Origin of the sequence: Lysobacter sp. TY2-98, assembly GCF_003367355.1 — a bacterium.
In the GTDB taxonomy this organism is placed as follows: Bacteria; Pseudomonadota; Gammaproteobacteria; order Xanthomonadales; family Xanthomonadaceae; genus Cognatilysobacter.
On record NZ_CP031413.1, the window covers coordinates 1,220,964 to 1,242,035 of the forward strand.

General features: G+C 67.5%; 23 protein-coding genes. 13 read left to right on the forward strand and 10 right to left on the reverse strand.

The window, feature by feature from the left end:
* Positions 1-137 precede the first annotated feature (137 nt).
* From DWG18_RS05745 to DWG18_RS05785, 10 genes are all read right to left on the reverse strand, one after another.
* Entirely contained in the window at positions 138-815 is a 678-nt protein-coding gene (locus tag DWG18_RS05745) for an OmpA family protein (protein WP_115646197.1), read from the reverse strand.
* Positions 816-900: 85 nt separating this feature from the next.
* Positions 901-2,346 carry a deoxyribodipyrimidine photo-lyase gene (locus DWG18_RS15385; RefSeq protein ID WP_205289404.1) on the reverse strand — a complete coding sequence of 482 codons (1,446 nt, stop codon included), beginning with the start codon at positions 2,344-2,346 and terminating at the stop codon, positions 901-903.
* Positions 2,347-2,349: 3 nt separating this feature from the next.
* Positions 2,350-3,444 carry an alanine racemase gene (alr, locus tag DWG18_RS15390; protein WP_205289405.1) on the reverse strand — a complete coding sequence of 365 codons (1,095 nt, stop codon included), beginning with the start codon at positions 3,442-3,444 and terminating at the stop codon, positions 2,350-2,352.
* A gap of 20 nt (positions 3,445-3,464) precedes the next feature.
* Positions 3,465-3,677 carry a KTSC domain-containing protein gene (locus tag DWG18_RS05755; protein WP_115646199.1) on the reverse strand — a complete coding sequence of 71 codons (213 nt, stop codon included), beginning with the start codon at positions 3,675-3,677 and terminating at the stop codon, positions 3,465-3,467.
* Between the two features lie 9 nt (positions 3,678-3,686).
* Complete coding sequence (locus tag DWG18_RS05760; RefSeq protein ID WP_115646201.1) at positions 3,687-5,099, reverse strand: replicative DNA helicase; 1,413 nt, start codon at positions 5,097-5,099, stop codon at positions 3,687-3,689.
* Positions 5,100-5,398: 299 nt separating this feature from the next.
* A complete protein-coding gene (gene rplI, locus DWG18_RS05765; RefSeq protein ID WP_115646203.1) occupies positions 5,399-5,851 on the reverse strand; it encodes a 50S ribosomal protein L9 in 453 nt (150 codons plus the stop codon).
* A 128-nt stretch (positions 5,852-5,979) separates the two neighbouring features.
* On the reverse strand, positions 5,980-6,210 hold the full coding sequence (gene rpsR / locus DWG18_RS05770; RefSeq protein WP_031372470.1) for a 30S ribosomal protein S18: 231 nt from the start codon (positions 6,208-6,210) through the stop codon (positions 5,980-5,982).
* 12 nt (positions 6,211-6,222) lie between these two features.
* A complete protein-coding gene (gene rpsF / locus DWG18_RS05775) occupies positions 6,223-6,645 on the reverse strand; it encodes a 30S ribosomal protein S6 (protein ID WP_115646204.1) in 423 nt (140 codons plus the stop codon).
* A gap of 184 nt (positions 6,646-6,829) precedes the next feature.
* A complete protein-coding gene (locus DWG18_RS05780) occupies positions 6,830-8,632 on the reverse strand; it encodes a DUF885 domain-containing protein (protein ID WP_115646206.1) in 1,803 nt (600 codons plus the stop codon).
* Between the two features lie 73 nt (positions 8,633-8,705).
* Positions 8,706-9,041 (reverse strand): iron-sulfur cluster assembly accessory protein, encoded by a 336-nt coding sequence (locus DWG18_RS05785; protein ID WP_115646208.1) that lies wholly within the window; start codon positions 9,039-9,041, stop codon positions 8,706-8,708.
* Between the two features lie 135 nt (positions 9,042-9,176).
* Here DWG18_RS05785 and asnS point away from each other — a divergent pair, with 135 nt between their 5' ends.
* The 13 genes from asnS (at position 9,177) to sbcB (ending at position 20,960) form a co-directional block, all read left to right on the forward strand.
* The gene (asnS, locus tag DWG18_RS05790) at positions 9,177-10,577 is read left to right on the forward strand and encodes an asparagine--tRNA ligase (protein ID WP_115646210.1); all 1,401 of its coding nucleotides are present in this window, start codon (positions 9,177-9,179) and stop codon (positions 10,575-10,577) included.
* Entirely contained in the window at positions 10,577-10,885 is a 309-nt protein-coding gene (locus tag DWG18_RS05795; protein WP_115646212.1) for a hypothetical protein, read from the forward strand. The genes asnS and DWG18_RS05795 overlap by 1 nt, the downstream gene beginning before the upstream one ends.
* Before the next feature lie 2 nt (positions 10,886-10,887).
* On the forward strand, positions 10,888-11,184 hold the full coding sequence (locus DWG18_RS05800) for a hypothetical protein (RefSeq protein WP_115646213.1): 297 nt from the start codon (positions 10,888-10,890) through the stop codon (positions 11,182-11,184).
* A complete protein-coding gene (locus DWG18_RS05805) occupies positions 11,181-11,822 on the forward strand; it encodes an FMN-binding negative transcriptional regulator (RefSeq protein ID WP_115646215.1) in 642 nt (213 codons plus the stop codon). The genes DWG18_RS05800 and DWG18_RS05805 overlap by 4 nt, the downstream gene beginning before the upstream one ends.
* Positions 11,823-11,826: 4 nt before the next feature.
* Entirely contained in the window at positions 11,827-12,612 is a 786-nt protein-coding gene (locus DWG18_RS05810; RefSeq protein ID WP_115646217.1) for an SDR family oxidoreductase, read from the forward strand.
* 40 nt (positions 12,613-12,652) lie between these two features.
* Positions 12,653-14,086 carry an aldehyde dehydrogenase gene (locus DWG18_RS05815; RefSeq protein WP_115646219.1) on the forward strand — a complete coding sequence of 478 codons (1,434 nt, stop codon included), beginning with the start codon at positions 12,653-12,655 and terminating at the stop codon, positions 14,084-14,086.
* Entirely contained in the window at positions 14,083-14,748 is a 666-nt protein-coding gene (gene can / locus DWG18_RS05820; RefSeq protein ID WP_115646221.1) for a carbonate dehydratase, read from the forward strand. Before DWG18_RS05815 ends, can begins: the two co-directional genes overlap by 4 nt.
* Positions 14,745-15,173, forward strand: a complete 429-nt coding sequence (locus DWG18_RS05825) for a RidA family protein (RefSeq protein ID WP_115646222.1) — start codon at positions 14,745-14,747, stop codon at positions 15,171-15,173. The genes can and DWG18_RS05825 overlap by 4 nt, the downstream gene beginning before the upstream one ends.
* The gene (locus tag DWG18_RS05830) at positions 15,170-15,721 is read left to right on the forward strand and encodes a 3-hydroxyanthranilate 3,4-dioxygenase (RefSeq protein WP_115648057.1); all 552 of its coding nucleotides are present in this window, start codon (positions 15,170-15,172) and stop codon (positions 15,719-15,721) included. The genes DWG18_RS05825 and DWG18_RS05830 overlap by 4 nt, the downstream gene beginning before the upstream one ends.
* Before the next feature lie 107 nt (positions 15,722-15,828).
* Complete coding sequence (locus DWG18_RS05835) at positions 15,829-16,839, forward strand: amidohydrolase family protein (protein WP_115646224.1); 1,011 nt, start codon at positions 15,829-15,831, stop codon at positions 16,837-16,839.
* Between the two features lie 7 nt (positions 16,840-16,846).
* The gene (gene kynU, locus DWG18_RS05840; RefSeq protein ID WP_115646226.1) at positions 16,847-18,118 is read left to right on the forward strand and encodes a kynureninase; all 1,272 of its coding nucleotides are present in this window, start codon (positions 16,847-16,849) and stop codon (positions 18,116-18,118) included.
* A gap of 44 nt (positions 18,119-18,162) precedes the next feature.
* A complete protein-coding gene (locus DWG18_RS05845; RefSeq protein ID WP_115646227.1) occupies positions 18,163-19,524 on the forward strand; it encodes an NAD(P)/FAD-dependent oxidoreductase in 1,362 nt (453 codons plus the stop codon).
* Entirely contained in the window at positions 19,521-20,960 is a 1,440-nt protein-coding gene (sbcB, locus tag DWG18_RS05850) for an exodeoxyribonuclease I (protein WP_115646229.1), read from the forward strand. The genes DWG18_RS05845 and sbcB overlap by 4 nt, the downstream gene beginning before the upstream one ends.
* The last annotated feature ends 112 nt before the right edge of the window (positions 20,961-21,072 follow it).

Sequence of the window (21,072 nt, forward strand, 5' to 3'; positions counted from 1 at the left end):
GGCGGTGGGCGTCTCACCTGCTGGGACGGCGCCCCCGTCCCGTCACGGGCCGTTGGGGTGAACGCTATCGGCCGCTTGGCTCTACCTAAAAAAAAACGGGGCGCCGAAGCGCCCCGCCCTGCCCGTCCACCCGACGGTTAACCCTGACGCAGCGGCACCAGCGTGATTTCGACGCGGCGGTTGCGCGACCAGCACGACTCGGTGTTTTCCGTGCACAGCAGCTGCGTTTCGCCACGACCGACGACGACCATGCGATCGCGCGTCACACCCTTGGTGTTGAGGTAGCCCGCGACCGATTCGGCACGCTGCTGCGAAAGATTCAGGTTGTAGCTGGCATCGCCGCGCTGGTCGGTGTGACCGGCCACGTTGATGACGGTCTGGTTGTACTGCGTCAGCGTGCTCGCCAGGTTGTCGAGCACCGGACGGAACTGCGGCTGCAGTGCAGAGCTATTGGTGCTGAACGTGATCGCGTCCGGCATGGTCAGCACGATGTTGTCGCCCTGACGGACGACGCCGACGCCCGTGCCCTGCAGCCTGTCGCGCAGCGCGCGTTCTTGGCGGTCCTGATAGTTGCCGATCGCGCCGCCGGCGAGTGCGCCGACACCGGCGCCGACCAGCGCGCGCTGACGGCGTTCGACGGCGTCGTCGCCCGACAGCACGCCTGCAGCGGCACCGACCGCGGCACCGATGAGCGCGCCGTTGCGCGTGCGGTCATTGGTGTCGGGGTTGGTGGAATAGGAATTGGGATTGGTGGCGCAACCGGCGACCATCGCACCGATCAGCGTGGCCAGCAGGATCTTCGACGTTGTTTTCATGTAGTGCCCCTCGCGGCGTTGGACGGCGCCACGCTAGGGCCGCTGTCGTCACCGGTAGGTGAGGGGCGCAAGGGCCGTTCAGCCTCTAGCGATGTTCGTCATCGCCATGTCGTGCGTCGCGCAGTTTCCGATACGCGAGCAGTGCGTCGTCGCGGCCGCGCGCAAGGTCGACGAGTGGTGTTTTCGAATACGACGGCGCGACGCGTGCCAAAAGCGCCGGATCGCGCCACGGTGCATGCCGCAGCGGCACCGGGATCCCCGCGAGTTCGGGCAACCACCGCGCAACGTACTCACCGCGCGGATCGAAACGCTCGGCCTGCGTCACCGGATTGAACACGCGGAAGTACGGCGCGGCATCCGCCCCGGTGCCCGCCACCCATTGCCAGCCCATCGTGTTGTTGGCGAGGTCGGCGTCGACCAGCGTGTCCCAGAACCATTCCGCACCGACGCGCCAATGCACGCGCAGGTGCTTGCACAGGTAACTCGCGACGATCATTCGCACGCGGTTGTGCATCCATCCGGTCGACCACAGCTCGTGCAGCCCCGCATCCACGATCGGAACGCCCGTGCGACCGCGGCGCCAGCGATCGACGATGTTTCGTGGCGGCTTCGCCCAGTCGAAGGTCGCGAAACGTTCGTCCAGATCGGATTCGGAGGTATGCGGGAAGTGGTGCAACAGGTGCGTTGCGAACTCGCGCCACACGAGCTGCCGAAGGAAAGCGTCGATCTGCGCGTCCGGAACACTGCCACGCTGCGCTTCGATGACCTGCACGACACGCCAGGGCGCGATCTCGCCGAAATGCAGGTGCGGCGACAGGCGCGATGTGCCGGTACGATCCGGCCGATCGCGGCCTTCGACATAGCCATGCAGGCCGCCGTCGACGAACACCTCCAGCGCCTCGCGGGCGCCGGCTTCACCGGGCGTCCAGTGCGCCCAGAAGCCGCCGTCCCAATCGGTGTGCGGCGTCAGCTTGAGATGGTCGAGGCCCACGCCCTCCGGCCCGTCGTTGCTGTGCGGGATGCGCTCCGGCGCGTCGTACGGCGCAGTGGGCGCCCACCGGGCCAGCGCCGCACGATAGAACGGCGTGAACACCTTGTACGGCCCGCCCTTGCCGGTCTTCAGCGTCCACGGTTCGAACAGCAACGCGCCGTTGAAGCTCTCGACCTGCAGGCCCTGTTCGCGCAGGTCGCGCTTGATGCGTGCGTCGCGGTCCTCGACCGCGGGCTCGTAGCGGCGATTCCAGAAGACGGCGTCGGCACCCGCCGCGGCGGCGATGCCGGCGAGGGTCGGTCCTGCATGGCCGAGGAAATAGCGCAGCGCGTTCCCGTGCGCGCGCAGGTCGTCGTCGAGCGCCTGCAATGACCGAGCTCGCCAGGCGTTCGACGCCGCGCCCGGCGCCCACGCGCCCTCGCCGTCCGGGTCGTGGATGTAGACCGGCACCACGTCGAAGCCGCCTTCGAGCGCGGCCTGCAACGCCGGGTTGTCGTCGAGGCGCAGGTCGTTCCGGAACCAGACGAGCGCGACGGGCATGGGTCAGCGCTCGAGGAAGCGGACGCGTCGCGTGATCGAACACGTCAGCTCGTAGCCGATCGTGCGCGCAGCGCTGGCAATGGTTTCGACCGGAAGCTCCGGCCCCCACAGAGTGACGGGATCGCCGACGCGCGCACCGGGCACGCCGCGCAGATCGACCGTCATCAGGTCCATCGACACGCGCCCGATCACCTGCGTGCGATGGCTGCCCACGAGCACCGGCGTCCCCGCGGGTGCGGCGCGCGGATAGCCGTCGCCGTAACCGATCGCTGCGACGCCGACATCCATGTCCTCCGGGCACTCCCACGTGCCGGCGTAGCCGATCCGCCCACCCTTGCAGACGCGGTTCACCGCGATCAGGCGCGTCGACAGCGTCATGGCCGCCCGCAGGCCGAAGTCCTCGCCGGTGCGACCGTCGACGACGGAGATGCCGTACAGCGCGCCGCCGGGGCGCACCCAGTCGTCATGCGCGTCGGGCCAACCGAGCACCGCCGCGGAGTTCGCCAGCGAGCGCGCGCCGTCCAGGCCCGCGGTGACCGCGCGGAATACTTCCATCTGCTCACGCGTCTGCGCGCCGAGCGACGGGCTGTCGAGGAATTCGTCGGAACTCGCGAAATGATTCATCAGCACGATCGCGCCGACCGTGCCGCCGCGCAGGGCAGTCAGGCGTCGATGCGCGTCGTGGAACGCATCGGGCGCGAAGCCCAGGCGATGCATGCCGCTGTCGAGCTTGAGCCAGCAGTCGAGCGGTTCGCCCGGCGCGGCCTGCTCCAGCATCTCCAGCTGCGAAACATGGTGCACCGCCGTCCACACGTTGAGCGCGCGCAGGCGCTCGATGTCCGACGGTTCGTCGAATCCCGACAGCAACAGGATCGGCTGTGAAATGCCCGCCGCGCGCAGGCGCTCGGCATCGGACAGCGCGGCCACGCCGAACGCATCGGCACCCGCCAGCGCTCGCGCCACGCGCTCGAGACCGTGGCCGTAGCCGTCGGCCTTCACCACCGCCATCACGCGACTGTTCGGCGCGCGGGCGCGGATCTGGCCGAGGTTGTGACGCAGGGCGTCGACGTGGATGGTCGCGGAGGTCGGTCGTGCCATGCCCGCATTCTAAGGCGGCGTCAGTGCACCTGCTCGAAGCGGTAGCGGTCGCGCACGCGTTCGCTGAAGTAATGGCCGAGCGACCCGGATTCGAACAGCCGCAGCGCCTCGCGCATCGGCACGTCGAAATACCGGTAGATGCTGCCGCTCGTGAACTCGATCTCGAGCACCCGATGCGCCGGGTCGTAGCCCACGCTGCTCAATGCTTCCGAATCGACCGGGATGCGCTGCACCCCGCGACGTTATTCGAACGAACCGATCGAATCGTGTGAAAGATTGTCGAAGCGGGTGTACTCGCCGAAGAACTTCAGCTTGAACGAACCCGTCGGACCGCTTCGCTGCTTGCCGATGATGACTTCGGCCAAGCCCTTGTCCGGCGAATTTTCCTTGTTGTAGTAATCGTCGCGGTAGATGAAGACGATCATGTCGGCGTCCTGCTCGATCGCGCCGGATTCGCGCAGGTCGGCCATCACCGGGCGCTTGTCGGTGCGCGTTTCCAGCGAGCGGTTGAGCTGCGAGAGCGCGATCACCGGCACCGCGAGCTCCTTCGCCAGGCCCTTGAGCGAGCGCGAGATCTCCGAGATTTCCGTCGCGCGGTTCTCGTTGTTGCCCGGCACGCTCATCAGCTGCAGGTAGTCGATGACGATCAGGCCGATGCCGTGCTCGCGCTTGAGGCGGCGGCACTTCGACGCGAGCTTCGCCGGGGACAGGCCCGGCTCGTCGTCGATGAAGATCTTCGCGTCGCGCAGCTGACGGATCGCGCCGGTGACGCGGCTCCAGTCCTCGTCCTCAAGCTGGCCCGTGCGTAGGCGCTGCGCATTGACGCGGCCGACCGACGAGATCAGGCGCATCGCCAGCTGCGAGGCCGACATTTCCATCGAGAACACCGCCACCGGCAGGCGACTCTTGAAAGCCGCGTACTCGGCCATGTTGAGCGCGAGCGTCGTCTTGCCCATCGCGGGGCGCGCGGCAAGGATCACCAGGTCGGTCTTCTGAAGGCCGGCCGTCATCTCGTCGAATTCGGTGTAGCCCGTCGGCAGACCGGTGACGCCGCTGCCGTTGGCATAACGCGTCTGAAGTTCGTCGAAGGCTTCCGACAGCGCCTTGGTGACCGGCGTGAAGTCGCTGCGTCCGGTGCGGTTCGCCTGCGAGATCGCGAGCACTTCGCGCTCGGCTTCCTCGAGGATCTCGCCGCTCTCGCGGCCGTCCGGCTGGAACGCGTTGTTGACGACCTCGGTACCGACCTCGATCAGCTGCCGCAGGATCGCCTTGTCGCGCACGATCTCGGCGTACGCCGCAATGTTCGCGGCCGACGGCGTGGTGCTCGCCAGTTCGATCAGGTACGCGCCTCCGGCCACCATTTCGGACTGGCCCATCGACTCGAACCATTCGCCGAGCGTCACCGCATCGAACGGGCGATTCTTCTCCGCGAGTTCGCGGATCGCGCGATAGATGAGCTGGTGATCGCGACGATAGAAGTCGCTGTCGCTGATCTGGTCGGCGACGCGGTCGTAGGCGTCCGGCGCGAGCATCAGGCCACCGAGCACGGCCTGCTCGGCCTCGACGGACTGCGGCGGCACGCGCAGCTGGTCCACGCGCTGCTCGGCGCGCGTCTCGAAGCGCTTTTCGTTACGGAAGCCGGCGCGTGCGCTCATCGTGATTGCTGTTCTCTAGCTGCCATCGCGGTGCGATGTCCCCGCGGCATCCTAGCCAGCACGAGCCTGCGTCCGTTGCAGATAAGTCTGTGGGTAAGTCGGGATAACTCGACCGGTTTATCCGCCCTGGGCGTCTCGCGCGCTGCGACGGTCTATACGCCGACGATCGCTGGAGCGGATCCGGGTGCTTGCCATCCTGTTCGTCGCATGTCGCACCTCGAATCCGCGACAGCAACGCGACGCCCGAAACGACGAAGGGCGCCCGGAGGCGCCCTTCGGATGTCGCGATGAGGCGTGGATCAGGCGGCTTCGCCGACCACGATCACCTTGACCTGCTGCTCGACGTCGGCGTGCATGCGCACGAAGACTTCGTACTCGCCCACGCGACGGAACGGGCCTTCGCCCATCACGACTTCGGACTTGTCGACCTTGTGGCCGAGCTTGGTCAGCTGGTCGGCGATGTCACGCGGCGTGACCGAACCGAAGAGCTTGCCTTCGGCCGACGCATTCGCGGCGATCGTCACTTCGACGCCTTCCAGGTCGGCGCGGCGCTTCTCGGCGCCTTCCAGCTGCGCCTTGGCCTTGGCTTCGAACTCGGCGCGGCGCGCCTCGAAATCGGCCAGGTTCGACGCGGTGGCCGGCACGGCCTTGCCCTGCGGAACGAGGAAGTTACGACCGTAACCCGGCTTGACGTTGACCTTGTCGCCGAGCTTGCCGAGGTTGGTGACGTTCTGGAGAAGAATGAGCTGCATGGTGATGCTCCGTATTCGTTAGTGCCGTCCGGCGCTCGCCGGCGACACAGCGGATCGCTGTCCGAATGGATGACTCAGTGGCTGCCGACGGGAACCCGCATCGATGCGGACTCCCGTGCGGAACGCACTCAGGCGTTGTGGTTGTCGGTGTACGGGATCAGCGCGAGGAAGCGAGCGCGCTTGACCGCGGTCGCCAGCTGGCGCTGGTACTTCGACTTGGTGCCGGTGACCCGGCTCGGGACGATCTTGCCGGTCTCGGTGAGGTACTGGCGCAGGGTGTTGAGATCCTTGTAATCGATCTCCTTGACACCTTCGGCCGTGAACTTGCAGAACTTGCGGCGACGGAAGAACTTGGACATGGGTCGGATTCCTTAGGCGGCTTCGGCGTTGTCGGAGGCGTCGGCGGCGGGTGCACCGTCGCCATCGTCGTCACGGCGGCGGCGCTCGCCGCGCTCGCCCTTGTCGCCCTTCTCGTCCTTGAACTTCATGATCAGCGACTGCTCGGTGTCCGCCTCGTCGCGCTTGATGACGAGGTGGCGGAGCACGGCGTCGTTGAAGCGGAAGCTGTCGACGAGCTCGTTCATCGCGGCCTGCGAGGCTTCGATGTTGAGCAGGACGTAGTGGGCCTTCACCAGGTTCTGGATCGGGTACGCCAGCTGACGGCGGCCCCAGTCTTCCAGGCGGTGGACCTTGCCCTCAGCGCCTTCGATCAGCGACTTGTAGCGCTCGATCATGGCCGGGACCTGCTCGCTCTGGTCCGGATGGACCAGGAACACGACTTCGTAATGACGCATTTTCGTTTCCTTGTGGATGGCGGCGCTCGTCGCGCCGTACAGCCCCCCGCGGTGAAGCGGCAGTGGGGCAAGGTCTCCGCGGCGGTGGGCCACGGAGCCGGAAATTATGGCAGCTCAATGGGTTACGTGCAATCCGCGTGAAACCGGGCGAGCGGCACGGCCGCCCTACCCGGCCGGGCCGCGGTCAGCGCGCCTTGGCGGCCGCTGGCGCCTGCTTGCGGGCGGCGATCCACTCGTCGATGTGCTTCTCCAGCACCGAAAGGGGGACCGAGCCGGTTTCGAGTACGGCGTCGTCGTAGTCGCGCAGGTCGAAGCGGTCGCCGAGCTCACGGGCCGACCTCTCACGCAGCTCCGAGATCTTCATCTGGCCGATCTTGTAGCCCAGCGCCTGGCCGGGCCAGCTGATGTAGCGGTCGATCTCGTTGACCACGTCCTGCCGGGTCTTCGGCGAGTTGTCCATGAAGTACTCAATGGCCCGGTCGCGCGACCACCCCTTCGCGTGCATGCCGGTGTCGACCACCAGCCGCACCGCGCGCCACATGTCGTAGGCCAGCTGGCCCATGCGGTCGTACGGGTCGTCGTAGAGGCCCATGTCGTAGCCTAGGCGCTCGGCGTACAGGCCCCAGCCTTCCCCGTAGGCCACGAAGTACGCGGTGCGGCGGAACATTGGGGCTTCCTGCATCTCCAGTCCCCGTGCGAACTGGAAGTGGTGACCCGGGACGGCCTCGTGCAGCGACAGCGGGACCATCTCCCACGTCGGCCGCGTTTCCGGCTTGTAGAGGTTGACGTAGTAGTAGCCCGCGCGGCTGCCGTCGCTGGCGCCGGGCTGGTAGTACGCCGTGGTCGTGTCGGGTGCGGAGGCCGCCGGGATCGGACGCACGCCGTACGGCAGGCGCGGGATCGTGCGGAACACCTTCACGAGCTCCGGATCGATGCGCTTGGCGACCGCCTGGTAGGCCTCGAAGAGCTCGTCCGGCGTCTTCTTGAAGAACCTCGGGTCGGTGCGCAGGTACTGGAAGAACTCCTGCATCGTGCCCTTGAAGCCGACTTCCGCCTTCACCTTCTCCATCTCGCCGCGGATGCGCGCGACTTCCTTGAGGCCGATCTCATGGATCTGGTCGGCCGTGAGATCCGTCGTGGTGAAGTAGCCGGCAAGAAAGTCGTAGTACGCCTTGCCGTCCGGCAGGTCCACCGCCGCGATCGACGTGCGCGTCTTCGGCAGGTACTCGGTGTCGAAAAACGTCGCGAACTCGCGATAGGCCGGAATCACGCGCTGGCGGATCAGCTCGGACGCTCGCGCTCGCAAACGCGCGCGATCGGCTTCTGGGACGGTGTCGGGGAATTTCAGGAACGGCTGGTAGAACCGGCTCTTGGTGACGTCGTCGACCAGCTGCGCGCGGATCTGCGCCGGCACGCGTTCCATCAGCACGTGCGACGGCGTGTTCCCGGCCTTGACGCCTTCGCGCATCAGCGCTTCGGTCTGAGTGAGGACAGTCGGCAGCGCGTCGAGGCGCTTGAGCCAGTCCTCGTAGTCCTTGACGGTGCGGAACTCCATCAGCTCGACGATCTCGTCGGCGGTCTGCACGCCACCGCGCTGCGTGAGCGGGCGCTGCCATTCGTTGAAGCGCTGGCGTTCGACCGTGCGCTGCAGATCCCATAGGTAGACGTCGTAGTTGAGGCGGTCGGCCTCGGACAGCGCGTTGCGATCGATCGCCTTCAGGCGCGCCAGGGCGTCGCGGTCTTCGGCCTCGCGCTTATGGATGGCATCCAGGCTCTGGTCGGTCCACCGATCATTGAAGCGCGTGTCGCCGTTCGCCGTCGCGTTCTCCGGGTATTCGCGCAGGCCGCGTTCCCACTCTTCGTCGAAGAAGCGGTGCAGCGACGTGGTGGCGGCATTCGCGCTCACGGCGACAGGCGCGGTGGCGGCGAACGAAATGCCGGGCAATAACGTCGACAGCGCGACGGCGAGCAGCAGCGGACGAAGCATCGGCGGACTCCGGACGGGACCGCCCGAGTCTAGCGCCGCCTCGGAGCGTGTCGCCCGTGCCGGGCGTCGCGGATCAGTGCTCGTCGGAGGTGGTGAAGCTCTCGCCGCAACCGCATTCACCGCGCACGTTCGGATTGCGGAACACGAACTGCTCGCCGAGCTTCTGGCGGATCAGGTCGATCTCGGTGCCGTCCACGATCGCCAGGCTCGCCTCGTCGACGTAGATGCGCACGTCGTCCTGCAGGAAGACGCGGTCGCCCTGCTCCGTCTGCTTGGCGAGGTCGGCGATGTACTGCCAGCCCGAACAGCCCGTCTTCTTGACCCCGAAACGCAGGCCCAGCGCGTCCGGCGTCTCGCTGAGGTAGCGACGGACGCGGTCGAGGGCGGCGGGGGCGAGCGAGACGGCCATGCGGACTCCGGTACGGCAAGGATGCGGGACGAGTATAGGCATCGGGGCCGCAACGCCCCTGCAACAGCACGTAAACTCTGCGTCCCACGTCGGGCCGACCGGCCCGGAAATCAAGATCAGGACGGACGGTCACGCATGACGATCATGAGCGTCGAGCAGGTGCTCGCGGGCAAGGTGCCGGTTGGCGGCGAAGTCACGGTGCGTGGCTGGGTCCGCACGCGCCGTGACTCGAAGGCGGGGCTGAGCTTCGTGAACGTCAGCGACGGCTCGTGCTTCGCGCCGATCCAGGTGGTCGCGCCGGCCGACCTTCCGAACTACGAGTCCGAAGTGAAGCGGCTGACTGCCGGCTGCGCCGTGATCGCCACCGGCAAGGTCGTGCAGTCGCAGGGACAGGGTCAGGCATTCGAGCTGCAGGCGACGTCGATGGAGGTCGTCGGCTGGGTCGAGGACCCGGAGACCTATCCGATCCAGCCCAAGGCGCACTCGCTCGAGTTCCTGCGCGAGGTCGCGCACCTGCGTCCGCGCACGAACCTGTTCGGCGCCGTGACGCGCATCCGCAACACGCTCGCGCAGGCCGTGCACCGGTTCTTCCACGAACGCGGCTTCTACTGGATCTCGACGCCGATCATCACCACGTCCGACGCCGAGGGCGCGGGCCAGATGTTCCGCGTGTCGACGCTCGACATGGCCAACCTGCCGCGCGACGCCAAGGGCAATGTCGACTTCAGCCGCGACTTCTTCGGCAAGGAAACGTTCCTGACCGTGTCGGGCCAGCTCAACGTCGAGGCCTACTGCCTCGCGCTCAGCAAGGTGTACACGTTCGGCCCGACCTTCCGCGCCGAGAACTCGCACACCACGCGCCACCTCGCGGAGTTCTGGATGATCGAGCCGGAGATCGCGTTCGCCGATCTCAACGACGATGCCGACCTCGCGGAGGAATTCCTCAAGTATCTGTTCCGCGCGGTGCTCGCTGAGCGCGCGGACGATATGGCGTTCATCGCCGAACGCGTGCAGAAGGATGCGATCACGCGCCTCGAGGCGTTCGTCAACGCACCGTTCGAGCGCATCGACTATTCCGAAGCGATCACGCTGCTGCAGAAGTCGGGCAAGAAGTTCGACTTCCCCGTCGAGTGGGGCCTGGACCTGCAGACCGAGCACGAGCGCTGGCTGACCGAGGATCACGTCGGTCGCCCGGTCGTCGTCATGAATTACCCCGAGCACATCAAGGCGTTCTACATGCGCCTCAACGACGACGGGAAAACCGTCGCCGCGATGGACGTGCTCGCGCCGGGCATTGGCGAAATCATCGGCGGCAGCCAGCGCGAAGAGCGCCTCGACGTGCTCGACAAGCGCATGGCGCAGTTCGGCCTCGATGCCGAGCACTACAGCTGGTATCGCGATTTCCGTCGCTACGGCACCGTGCCGCACGCGGGCTTCGGCCTCGGCTTCGAGCGCCTCGTCGTCTACGTCTGTGGCCTGTCGAACATCCGTGACGCACTGCCCTACCCGCGCGCGCCTGGCCAGGCGGAGTTCTGATGATCCTGTTCCTCGCCCTGTGCTTCGTGGCGCTTTCGATCGCCGGTGCTACGGCGCTGGTGATCTTCTGGCCGCTGGCGCTGGTGCACATCCGCGACCGCCATCCCGAGCTCGACGCCGAACTGGGGCCGAATGCGTTCTTCCGCCTGCGTGCGTGGAAGTGGCTGCTGTTCGCGGGCTATCGCGATACACCGGACCGGAACCTCAGCGGGCTGGCGACGCCGGCGCGCGTCTCGCTGCTGACGATCATCGCCGGGCTCGTGCTGGCGTGGCTGCTGTGGCTGGTGTCGTACTGGATGGGAGCCTGACGATGCATGACGAATGGTGGCTCGCAACTGCGGGCGACACGCTGATCTGGGCGCGTCTTCGCGTCAGGGAAGCCGGTACCGCCGAAGTGCTCGACTGCGACGGCGCCACCCTGCCCTACGACAGTGAGGACAGCGCCCGCGCCGCGCTGATGGATGCCGAATTCGTTTCGCTGGACGGCCTCGATGCCGACGATGCCTACGCACGTGGTGTCGACCTGGACACGCTGTCCACGCCGCAGGGCACGACCGACGACGCGCTGCGTCGCCAGATGATCGTCAAGCTGCCGCGCCGCCAGTGACGCTCTACCTGCCGCGGGCATTCGATGAGCGCGATCTCGCGCGGCTCGACGCGCTCACGGCGGCGCATCCGTTCGTCACCCTCATCACGGTCGACGACAGCGGGCCCGTCATTTCGCACCTGCCGGTGCTGTACCGGCGCGACGGTGATTCGGTCGAGCTGTGCGGCCATCTCGCACGCCCCAACCCGCAGACGCGTCATCGCGGCCGTGCGCTGGCGATCTTCCGCGGCCCGCACACCTATGTGTCGCCGAGCTGGTACACCGACAAGGCCGAACAGGCGCGTGTGCCGACGTGGAACTACGTCGTCGCACACCTGTCGGGCGAGCTCGAGTGGTTCGATGACGACGCATTGTTGGGTGACCTCCTCACCGCGCTCGGCGACACGCATGAAGCCCGCGTGGGCGGTGACTGGCGCTACGACGCGAGCAATGAAACCGAGCGCGTGCAGCTGCGCGGCATCCTCGGGTTTTGGTTGCCCGTCGATCGCATCGACTTCAAGGCCAAGCTGAGCCAGAACCATCCGCTCGCGAACCGCCACGCCGTGATCGACCGCCTTGCAGCGTCAGCCGACGCCAGCGATCGCGACGTCGCTGCGTGGATGCGCGGGACCCTCGAATCGACGCACGCAGGAGACTGACCCCATGGATCTCGACCTCACCGGCCGCCACGCGCTCGTCTGCGGCGCCTCCGAAGGCATCGGCCGCGCAACCGCGCTCGAACTCGCGTTGCTGGGCGCGGATATCACCTTGCTGTCGCGTCGCCCTGACGTGCTTGAGCAGGTCGCGGCTGAGCTGCCCAGGCGCGGCGCGCAGGCGCACGGCTGGATCGCTGCCGACGTCAGCGATCTCGATGCGCTGCGCGCAAAGGCCGAAGGCGTCGCCGCCGGCAAGCCGGTGCACATCCTCATCGACAACACCGGCGGCCCGCCGGGTGGCCCCGCGCACACCGCGTCACTCGACGCGTTCCGTGATGCCTTCACCCGCCACCTGCTCGCCAACCAGGTGCTGGTGCAGGCGGTGCTGCCGGGCATGCGCGGCGCGGCGTGGGGACGCATCGTCAACATCATCTCGACGTCGGTGCGTGAGCCGATTCCGAATCTGGGCGTGTCCAACACCATCCGTGGCGCGGTCGCGAGTTGGGCGAAGACGCTCTCGCGGGAACTCGCCGCCGAAGGCATCACCGTCAACAACGTGCTGCCCGGCTACACCAGGACCGGACGCCTGGCGCAGATCCTGGCTGATCGCTCCAAGGCGACCGGCCAGAGCGAGGATGACGTCGCCGACGGCATGCGTCGCACCGTGCCTGCCGCGCGGTTCGCCGAGCCGAGCGAAATCGCCTCGGTCATCGCTTTCCTGTGCTCGCCGGCCGCGGCTTACGTCAACGGCGTCAGCGTGGCGGTCGACGGCGGGCGCATGCAGTCGATCTGATCGCGACGGCCGCTACACGCGGTCCGTTAAGCTTGTACGTATGCGCCTCAATCACTGGATCGACGGGCAGTCCGTACCGTCGCGAACGGATCGCTGGATCGACGTGCACGAGCCGGCCAGCGGTCGCGTTCTCGCACAGGTCGCCGCCGGTGACGCCGCGGACATCGAAGCGGCGGTCGACGCCGCGCGCCGCGCCGCCCCCGCATGGGCCGCGCTGCGCAACAGCGAGCGCGCGATGTGGCTGGAGCGCCTCGCCGATGCCATCGAAGCCAAGCTCGAAGCCTTCGCGACCGCCGAATCACGCGACGCCGGCAAACCGCTGCGTCTGACGCGCACGATCGAGATCCCGCGCGCGATCTCGAACTTCCGCTTCTTCGCGCACGCGGCGACGCAATTCGCCAGCGAATCGCACCACGGCGAGGCCGGGCTGAATTACACGCTGCGCACGCCACTCGGCGTCGTCGCGGCAATCTCGCCGTGGAACCTGCCGCTCTACCTGCTGACGTGGAAGATCGCGCCGGCGCTCGCGGCGGGCAACACGGTGGTCGCTAAACCGTCGGAAATCACACCGTGGACGGCGGCGCTGCTGGGCGAACTCTCGGGCGAGATCGGTTTTCCGCCCGGCGTGCTGAATATCGTGCATGGCCTTGGCGCGGAGGTGGGCGAGCCCCTCGTCTCTCACGCGGACGTCAAGGCCGTGACCTTCACCGGCAGCACGGCGGTCGGCCGTCGCATCGCGGGGGTCGCGTCGCCGCTGCTCAAGAAGGTGTCGCTGGAACTCGGCGGCAAGAACGCGACGCTCGTATTCGCCGACAGCGCATGGCGCGAGCATCTCGACCTGCTGGTGCGCTCCGCGTTCCAGAACACCGGGCAGATCTGCCTGTGCGGCTCGCGCCTGCTGGTCGAGCGCTCGATCCACGACGAGTTCGTCGACGCTTTCGTCGAGCGCGTTCGCGCGCTGCGGGTCGACGACCCGATCGACACCGACACGGACATGGGGCCACTGGTCTCGCAGGCGCACTTCGACAAGGTCACCGCCGCGATCGCCCGCGCCACCGCCGAGGGCGGACGCATCGTCTGCGGGGGAAGGCGAATCGATCGCCCGGGCTGGTACCTCGAGCCCACCGTGATCGACGGCCTCGGCCCGGACTGCGCGACCAATCGCGACGAGATTTTCGGGCCCGTCGTCACCGTGCAGGCGTTCGACGACGAGGCGCAGGCGCTGGCGCTCGCGAACTGCGGCGACTACGGGCTGTCGGCGTCGGTGTGGACGCGCGATCTCGGCCGCGCGCACCGTCTCGCCGCCGCCCTGCGCGTCGGCATGGTCTGGATCAACACCTGGATGCAACGCGACCTGCGTACGCCGTTCGGCGGTGCAGGCGCGTCCGGGCTCGGCCGCGAAGGCGGCTGGGAAGCGATGCGCTTCTTCACCGAGCCCAAGAACGTCGGAATCTGCCTGGAGAACTGCGAGTGACGGAAACCCTCGACGACCTTCTGCAACGCAACCGCGAGTGGTCCGCGCGCATCGAGCGCGAGCATCCCGGTTTCTTCGCCAGCCTGTCGCAACAGCAGGCGCCCGAATACCTGTGGATCGGCTGCTCGGATTCGCGCGTGCCCGCCAACCAGATCATCGACATGGCGCCGGGCGAGGTGTTCGTCCACCGCAACATCGCCAACGTCGTCGTCCACACCGACCTGAACTGCCTGTCGGTGCTGCAGTTCTCGGTGGACGTGCTGAAGGTGCGGCACATCCTCGTCGTCGGGCACTACGGCTGCGGCGGCGTGCACGCGGCGCTGACGCATCGGCGACTCGGCCTCGCCGACAATTGGGTCCGCCATGTCGCCGACGTGGCCGAGAAGCACCAGTCGCTTCTGCAGCCGCTGGGCGACGAGCACGCGATGCACGACCGCCTGTGCGAACTGAACGCGCTGGAGCAGGTCATGAACGTCGCGCGCACGTCGATCCTGCAGGATGCATGGGCGCGCGGGCAGCAGGTCACGGTGCACGCCTGGTGCTACCGGCTCGACGATGGCCTGGTGCGCGATCTCGGCCTGCACGTCGACGGCAATACCGTGTTGGCGGATGCCTACGCGCACGCGCTGACCCACATCGATTCACCGGAGCGAACCGCATGAGCGACAGCATCATCCTGAAGGACCACGCGCCGCGCCCCGTCGGCATGTACCCGCACGCGCGCCGGGTCGGCAACCTGCTGCTGTTATCGGGCATCGGCCCGCGCGACCCCGACACCAACCAGGTCAGCGGCGACGTGCGCGATACCGAAGGCAAGCTGATGAGCTACGACATCGAGGCGCAGTGCCGCGCGGTGTTCCGCAACGTGCGTGCGGTACTGGGCTCGGCCGGCCTGGGGCTCGAGGACCTGGTCGACGTCACCGTCTACCTGACCGACCTGCCCCACGACTTCCGCGTGTTCAACGAGATCTGGGCCGAGTACTTCCCCTCGCCCGAGGCCGCGCCCTGTCGCACGACAGTCGGCGTGAGCTGGCTGCCGACGCCGATCGCCGTCGAGATGAAGTGCGTGGCGGCGCTGCGGTCGTGAAACTGCCCGACGCCCTCAACCTGCAGAAGTGGGTCGACGAACATCGCGACCTGCTGAAGCCGCCGGTGGGCAACAAGTGCATCGTCGATGGCGACTACATCGTGATGATCGTCGGCGGGCCGAACGCGCGCACCGACTATCACTTCGAGGAAGGGCCGGAGTTCTTCTACCAGCTGGAAGGCGAGATGGTGCTGCGCATCCAGGAAGACGGCGCGGTTCGCGACATCCCGATCCGCGCAGGCGAGATGTTCTACCTGCCGCCGCGCGTCCCGCACAGCCCGCAGCGCAGCGCGGGAGGCGTCGGTCTCGTGATCGAGCGCAAGCGCCTGCCGCACGAGGACGACGCGCTCATGTGGTTCTGCGAGCGCTGCAACGCGAAGGTGTACGAGGAGTTCTTCCATCTGGTCGACATCGAGCAGGACTTCTTCCGCGTGTTCGAGCGCTTCTACCGGGACGACCACCTGCGCACCTGCAAGGCCTGCGGCCATCTGAACCCGCGTCCCAGCCGCTACGAGCTGCAGGCGACGACCGAGGCGGACGTCACCTGATCCAAAACCCGGTTTTCGCGCGGAACGTGACCGTCGACCGGCGGTCGCGGCCGTAGTGGCGCCGGCCGTCGGTTATCTTTGCGTCTCCCGAGCGCGCCGTCGGCCCGATGCTGAAGATCGATACCCACGCCCACTACCTGCCGCGCGACTGGCCTGACCTCGCGCGCAAGTTCGGTGACGAGCGTTTCCCGGTGATCCACCACACCGACGACGGCCGCCATCGCATCTACAAGGACGGCAAGTTCTTCCGCGAGATCTGGTCCAAGACCTGGGATCCGCAGGAACGCATCGACGACTACGCGCGCTTCGGCGTGCAGGTGCAGGTCATCAGCACCGTGCCCGTCATGTTCAGCTACTGGGCGAAGCCGCAGCACGCGCTGGAGCTGCACCAGGCGCTCAATGACCACATGGCGCAGACGGTCAACGACTTCCCGCGCCACTACGCGGGCATCGGCACCGTGCCGCTGCAGTCGCCCCGTCTGGCCGTGCAGGAACTGGAACGCTGCATGGACCAGCTGGGCCTGCAGGGCGTGCAGATCGGCAGCCACATCGGCGACTGGAATCTCGACGCGCCGGAGCTGTTCGAATTCTTCGAGGCTGCCGCGGAACTCGGTGCCGCCATCCTCGTGCACCCTTGGGACATGATGGGCAGCGAGTCGATGCCGAAGTACTGGCTGCCGTGGCTGGTCGGCATGCCCGCCGAACAATCGCGCGCGGCCTGCTGCCTGATCTTCGGCGGCGTGCTGGAGCGGCTGCCGAAGCTGAAGGTCTGCCTCGCGCACGGCGGCGGCTCGTTCCCCTACACGATCGGCCGCATCGAGCACGGCTTCAACATGCGGCCCGACCTGGTCGCCACCGACAACCCGCGCAATCCGCGCGACTACCTGTCGCGGCTGTATTTCGATTCGTGGGTCGCCGACCCGCGCGCGCTGCAGTACCTGCTCGACACCTGCGGCGCCGACCGTGTGATGCTCGGCACCGACTACCCGTTCCCGCTCGGCGAACAGGAGCCCGGAGCCGGCATCGCAGCGCTGCATCTCAACGACGCCGAACAGAACCGCCTGTATCACGGCACCGCGCTGGAATGGCTCGGCCTGCCACTCTCCCGTTTCGCCTGACGATCGCATGACCGACCTCTACACCGACGCGCACGCCGCCGCCCTCGACGCGGCCGATCCGCTGCTCGCCTTCCGCGACGAGTTCCTGATCCCGCGTCACCGCGGCGAGCCGATGGCGTATTTCGTCGGCAACTCGCTCGGGCTGCAGCCGCGGGGTGCACGCGCGCACGTCGAAACGGTGCTGCGCAAGTGGGAAGAGGACGCCGTCGAAGGCCATTTCACCGGCGACGCGCAGTGGATGAGCTATCACGAACTCGTGCGCGAATCGCTGGCGCGCCTGGTGGGCGCGAAGCCGCTGGAAGTGGTGGCGATGAACACGCTCACCGCCAACCTGCATTTCCTGATGGTGAGCTTCTACCGGCCGACGCGCGAACGCCCGGCCATCCTCATCGAAGCGGGCGCGTTCCCTTCGGATCGACACGCGACCGCGTCGCAGATCGCGTTCCACGGGTTCGATCCGGCGACGGACCTCATCGAGGTCGAACCCGATTCGGCCAGCGGCACCATCTCGATGGCGGCGATCGAGCGCGCGATCAGCGAGAACCGTCATCGACTCGCCCTCGTCCTATGGCCCGGCGTGCAGTACCGCACGGGTCAGGCGTTCGACCTGAAGGCGATCGCGAAACTCGCGCACGACGCCGGCGCGAACGTTGGCTTCGATCTCGCGCACGCGGTCGGCAATCTCGACCTCGCGCTGCACGACAGCAATGCCGACTTCGCCGCGTGGTGTCACTACAAGTACGTGAACTCCGGCCCGGGCGCGGTCGCCGGCGCGTTCGTGCACGAGCGGCATTCGCGTGAAGACCTGCCGCGCTTCGCCGGCTGGTGGGGTCACGACGCTGGGACCCGCTTCCGCATGGGTCCCGAGTTCATCCCGGCGCCGGGCGCGGACGGCTGGCAGCTCAGCAATCCGCCCATCCTGTCGATGGCGCCGCTGCGCGCCTCGCTCGAGCTGTACGACCGCGCCGGCCTGCCCGCGTTGCGCAGCAAATCGCGCTCGCTCACCGGCTATCTCGAGGCGCTGATCGACGCACGCCTTGCCAACACGCTCGACGTCCTCACCCCGCGTGATCCCGCGCAGCGCGGCTGCCAGCTGTCGCTGCGGGTCCATGGGGGTCGCGAACGCGGCCGCGCGCTGTTCGAGCATCTGCAGGCGCACGGCGTGCTGGGCGACTGGCGCGAGCCCGACGTCATCCGCATCTCGCCGGCGCCGCTCTACAACACGCACGCCGACGTGCTGCGGTTCGTGCGCGAGGTCGAGCGCTGGGCGACGGCCTGATCCACGGCACTACACTCGACAACGACCTTCGAACGGATGCGCCCGTGAGCGATACCTCCCGCAGCATCACGATCATCGGCGCCGGCCTGGCCGGCGCGCTGCTCGCCACCCTGCTCGCGCAGCGCGGCTGGAGCGTCGACGTCTACGAGAAGCGCAGCGATCCGCGCGTGCGTGGCTATGCGGGCGGCCGCTCGATCAACCTCGCGCTGGCCGAACGTGGTCGTCATGCGTTGCGCCTCGCCGGTGCAGAAGATGCGGTGATGTCGCACGCGGTGATGATGCGCGGCCGCATGGTGCATTTCGCGGACGGGCGTACGGACCTGCAGCGCTACGGCCGCGACGACAGCGAAGTCATCTGGTCGATCCACCGCGGCGAGCTCAACATCAGCCTGCTCGACATCGCCGAAACCGCGGGTGCGCGGCTGCATTTCGACCGCGGCCTCGTGGCTGCGGATTTCGATCGACACGTGGCAACGTTCGCCGATGCCGGTGGTGGCTTGCTGGATGTCGGATTCGATTCGCTGGTCGGCGCGGATGGCGCGGGTTCGGCGCTGCGCGTCGCGATGGCGAAACGCGAAGGTCTCGGCGAGCGGACCGAGAACCTCGGCCACGGCTACAAGGAACTCGAGATCCCGCCGGCGGACGACGGTGGTTTCCGCATCGAGCCCAACGCGCTCCACATCTGGCCGCGCGGCCGCTACATGTGCATCGCGTTGCCCAACGACGAGCGCACGTTCACCGTCACGCTCTTTCTGCCAAGCCATGGCGAGCCGAGTTTCGACACCGTGCGCAGCGGTGCGGAAGCCCGCCAATTCTTCGAGCGCGATTTCACCGATGCGTCGCCGCTGATTCCCAATCTCGAAGCGGATTTCGACGGCCACCCGACCGGCACGCTCGCCACGCTCTATCTCGACCGCTGGCATCTCGGCGGCGATGCCGTACTCCTCGGCGATGCGGCGCACGCGATGGTGCCGTTCCACGGCCAGGGCATGAATTGCGCATTCGAAGACTGCGTCGCGCTCGCCGAACATCTCGACAACGCGCCCGACCGCGCCACCGCATTCGAAGCATTCCAGGCCGAGCGCCTTCCGAACGCTCGCGCGATCCAGCAAATGGCGCTCGAGAACTATCTCGAAATGCGCGATCGTGTCGACAACGAGGACTTCCTGTTGCAGCGCGCGCTCGAACGCGAGCTGGCCGCGCGTCATCCCGACCGTTTCGTGCCGCGCTATTCGATGGTCACGTTCATGCGCATGCCGTACGCGACGGCATTAGAACGCGGCCGCGTGCAGCGCGAGCTGCTGGCCGAGGTGACGCGCGGGCATGCCAGCCTCGACACGATCGACCGCGCCCTCGCCGATCGCCTCGTCGCCGAGCGCCTGCCGCCGCTCGGGATGCCGGCGTGACGGCGAGCTTTCTCTTCTACGACCTCGAAACCTTCGGCGCCTGCGCTCGCCGCAGTCGCATCGCGCAGTTCGCGGGCATCCGCACCGACAGCAAGCTCGAGCAGATCGACGACGAGATCAGCTTCTTCGTGAAGCCTGCCGACGATCTCTTGCCATCACCGATGGCCGCCGTCATCACCGGCATCACGCCGCAGCATGCGTTCGCGCATGGCGTCAATGAAGCCGAGGCGTTCGCGCGCATACATGAACAGATGATGCGACCCGGCACCTGCACCGCGGGCTACAACTCGTTGCGGTTCGACGACGAGTTCGTCCGCCATGGGCTGTTCCGTAACTTCTACGACCCGTACGAGCGCGAGTGGCGCGGCGGCAACTGCCGGTGGGATCTGCTCGATGTCATGCGCCTCGCCCACGCGTTACGGCCCGATGGCATCAATTGGGTGTATCGCGAGGACGGCACGCCGAGCTTCACCCTCGAAGGCCTGTCGGCCGCGAACGGCGTGCGCATCGGCGACGCGCACGAGGCCCTGTCCGACGTGCGCGCACTGATCGGCCTGAGCCAGCGCCTTCGCGCCGCGCAGCCGCGCCTGTGGGAGTACGCGCTGAAGCTGCGCGACAAGCGCTTCGCCGGCAGCCTGCTCGACGTCGCCGCGATGACCCCGGTGCTGCACATCTCGCAGCGCTTTCCCGCCAGCCGCCTCTGCGCCGCACCGGTGATCCCGCTGGCAATGCATCCACGCATCGGCAATCGCGTGATCGTCTACGACCTGGTGCAGGATCCCGAACCACTGCTGACGCTCGATCCCGCGGCCATTGCCGAACGGCTCTACGTGCGACAGGACGCGCTGCCTCCGGGCGTCGAACGCGTCGCGCTGAAGGAAGTCCACCTCAATCGGTGCCCTGCGCTGATCGCGTGGAATCATCTGCGCGACGCCGACATCGAACGTCTGCGCATCGATGTCGACCGCGTCGAACGCCATGCCGAACGCATCCGAGTGAGTGCGGGCGAGATCGCCGAGAAGGTGCGGCGCGTGTTCGCCGCCACGCTGGATCGTGGCGCGTCCGATCTGGACGCATCGCTCTACGACGGGTTCCTGCCGGACGCAGACCGTCTGCGTTTCTCCGACGTGCGTGGCACGCCGCCGCAGCATCTGGGTGACACGGACTTCGGTTTGACCGATGCGCGTCTGCCGGAGTTGTTGTTCCGCTATCGCGCGCGCAACTGGCGCGACTCGCTGCGAGACGACGAACGCGATCGCTGGAACGCGTTCCGTCGCGAACGCCTCGCCGACCTCGCGCGGTCGGAGTACACGTTCGACACCTTCTTCGACGAGGTCCGCACGCTCCGCGCCGAGCGCGGGGGCGATGTGCGCGTGGCCGGGCTGCTCGACGCGGTCGAAGCCTGGGGCCGCGAACTCCACGCCGAACTCGCCTGACCGGCGGCCAGGCAGCCTTGATTCGCCGTCGATCCGAACGGAGTGATTCCCGCCGGACGGGCGTGGCACAGTAGCCGCGGGGATCCAACCGGTCGGGGTCATGACAGGAACG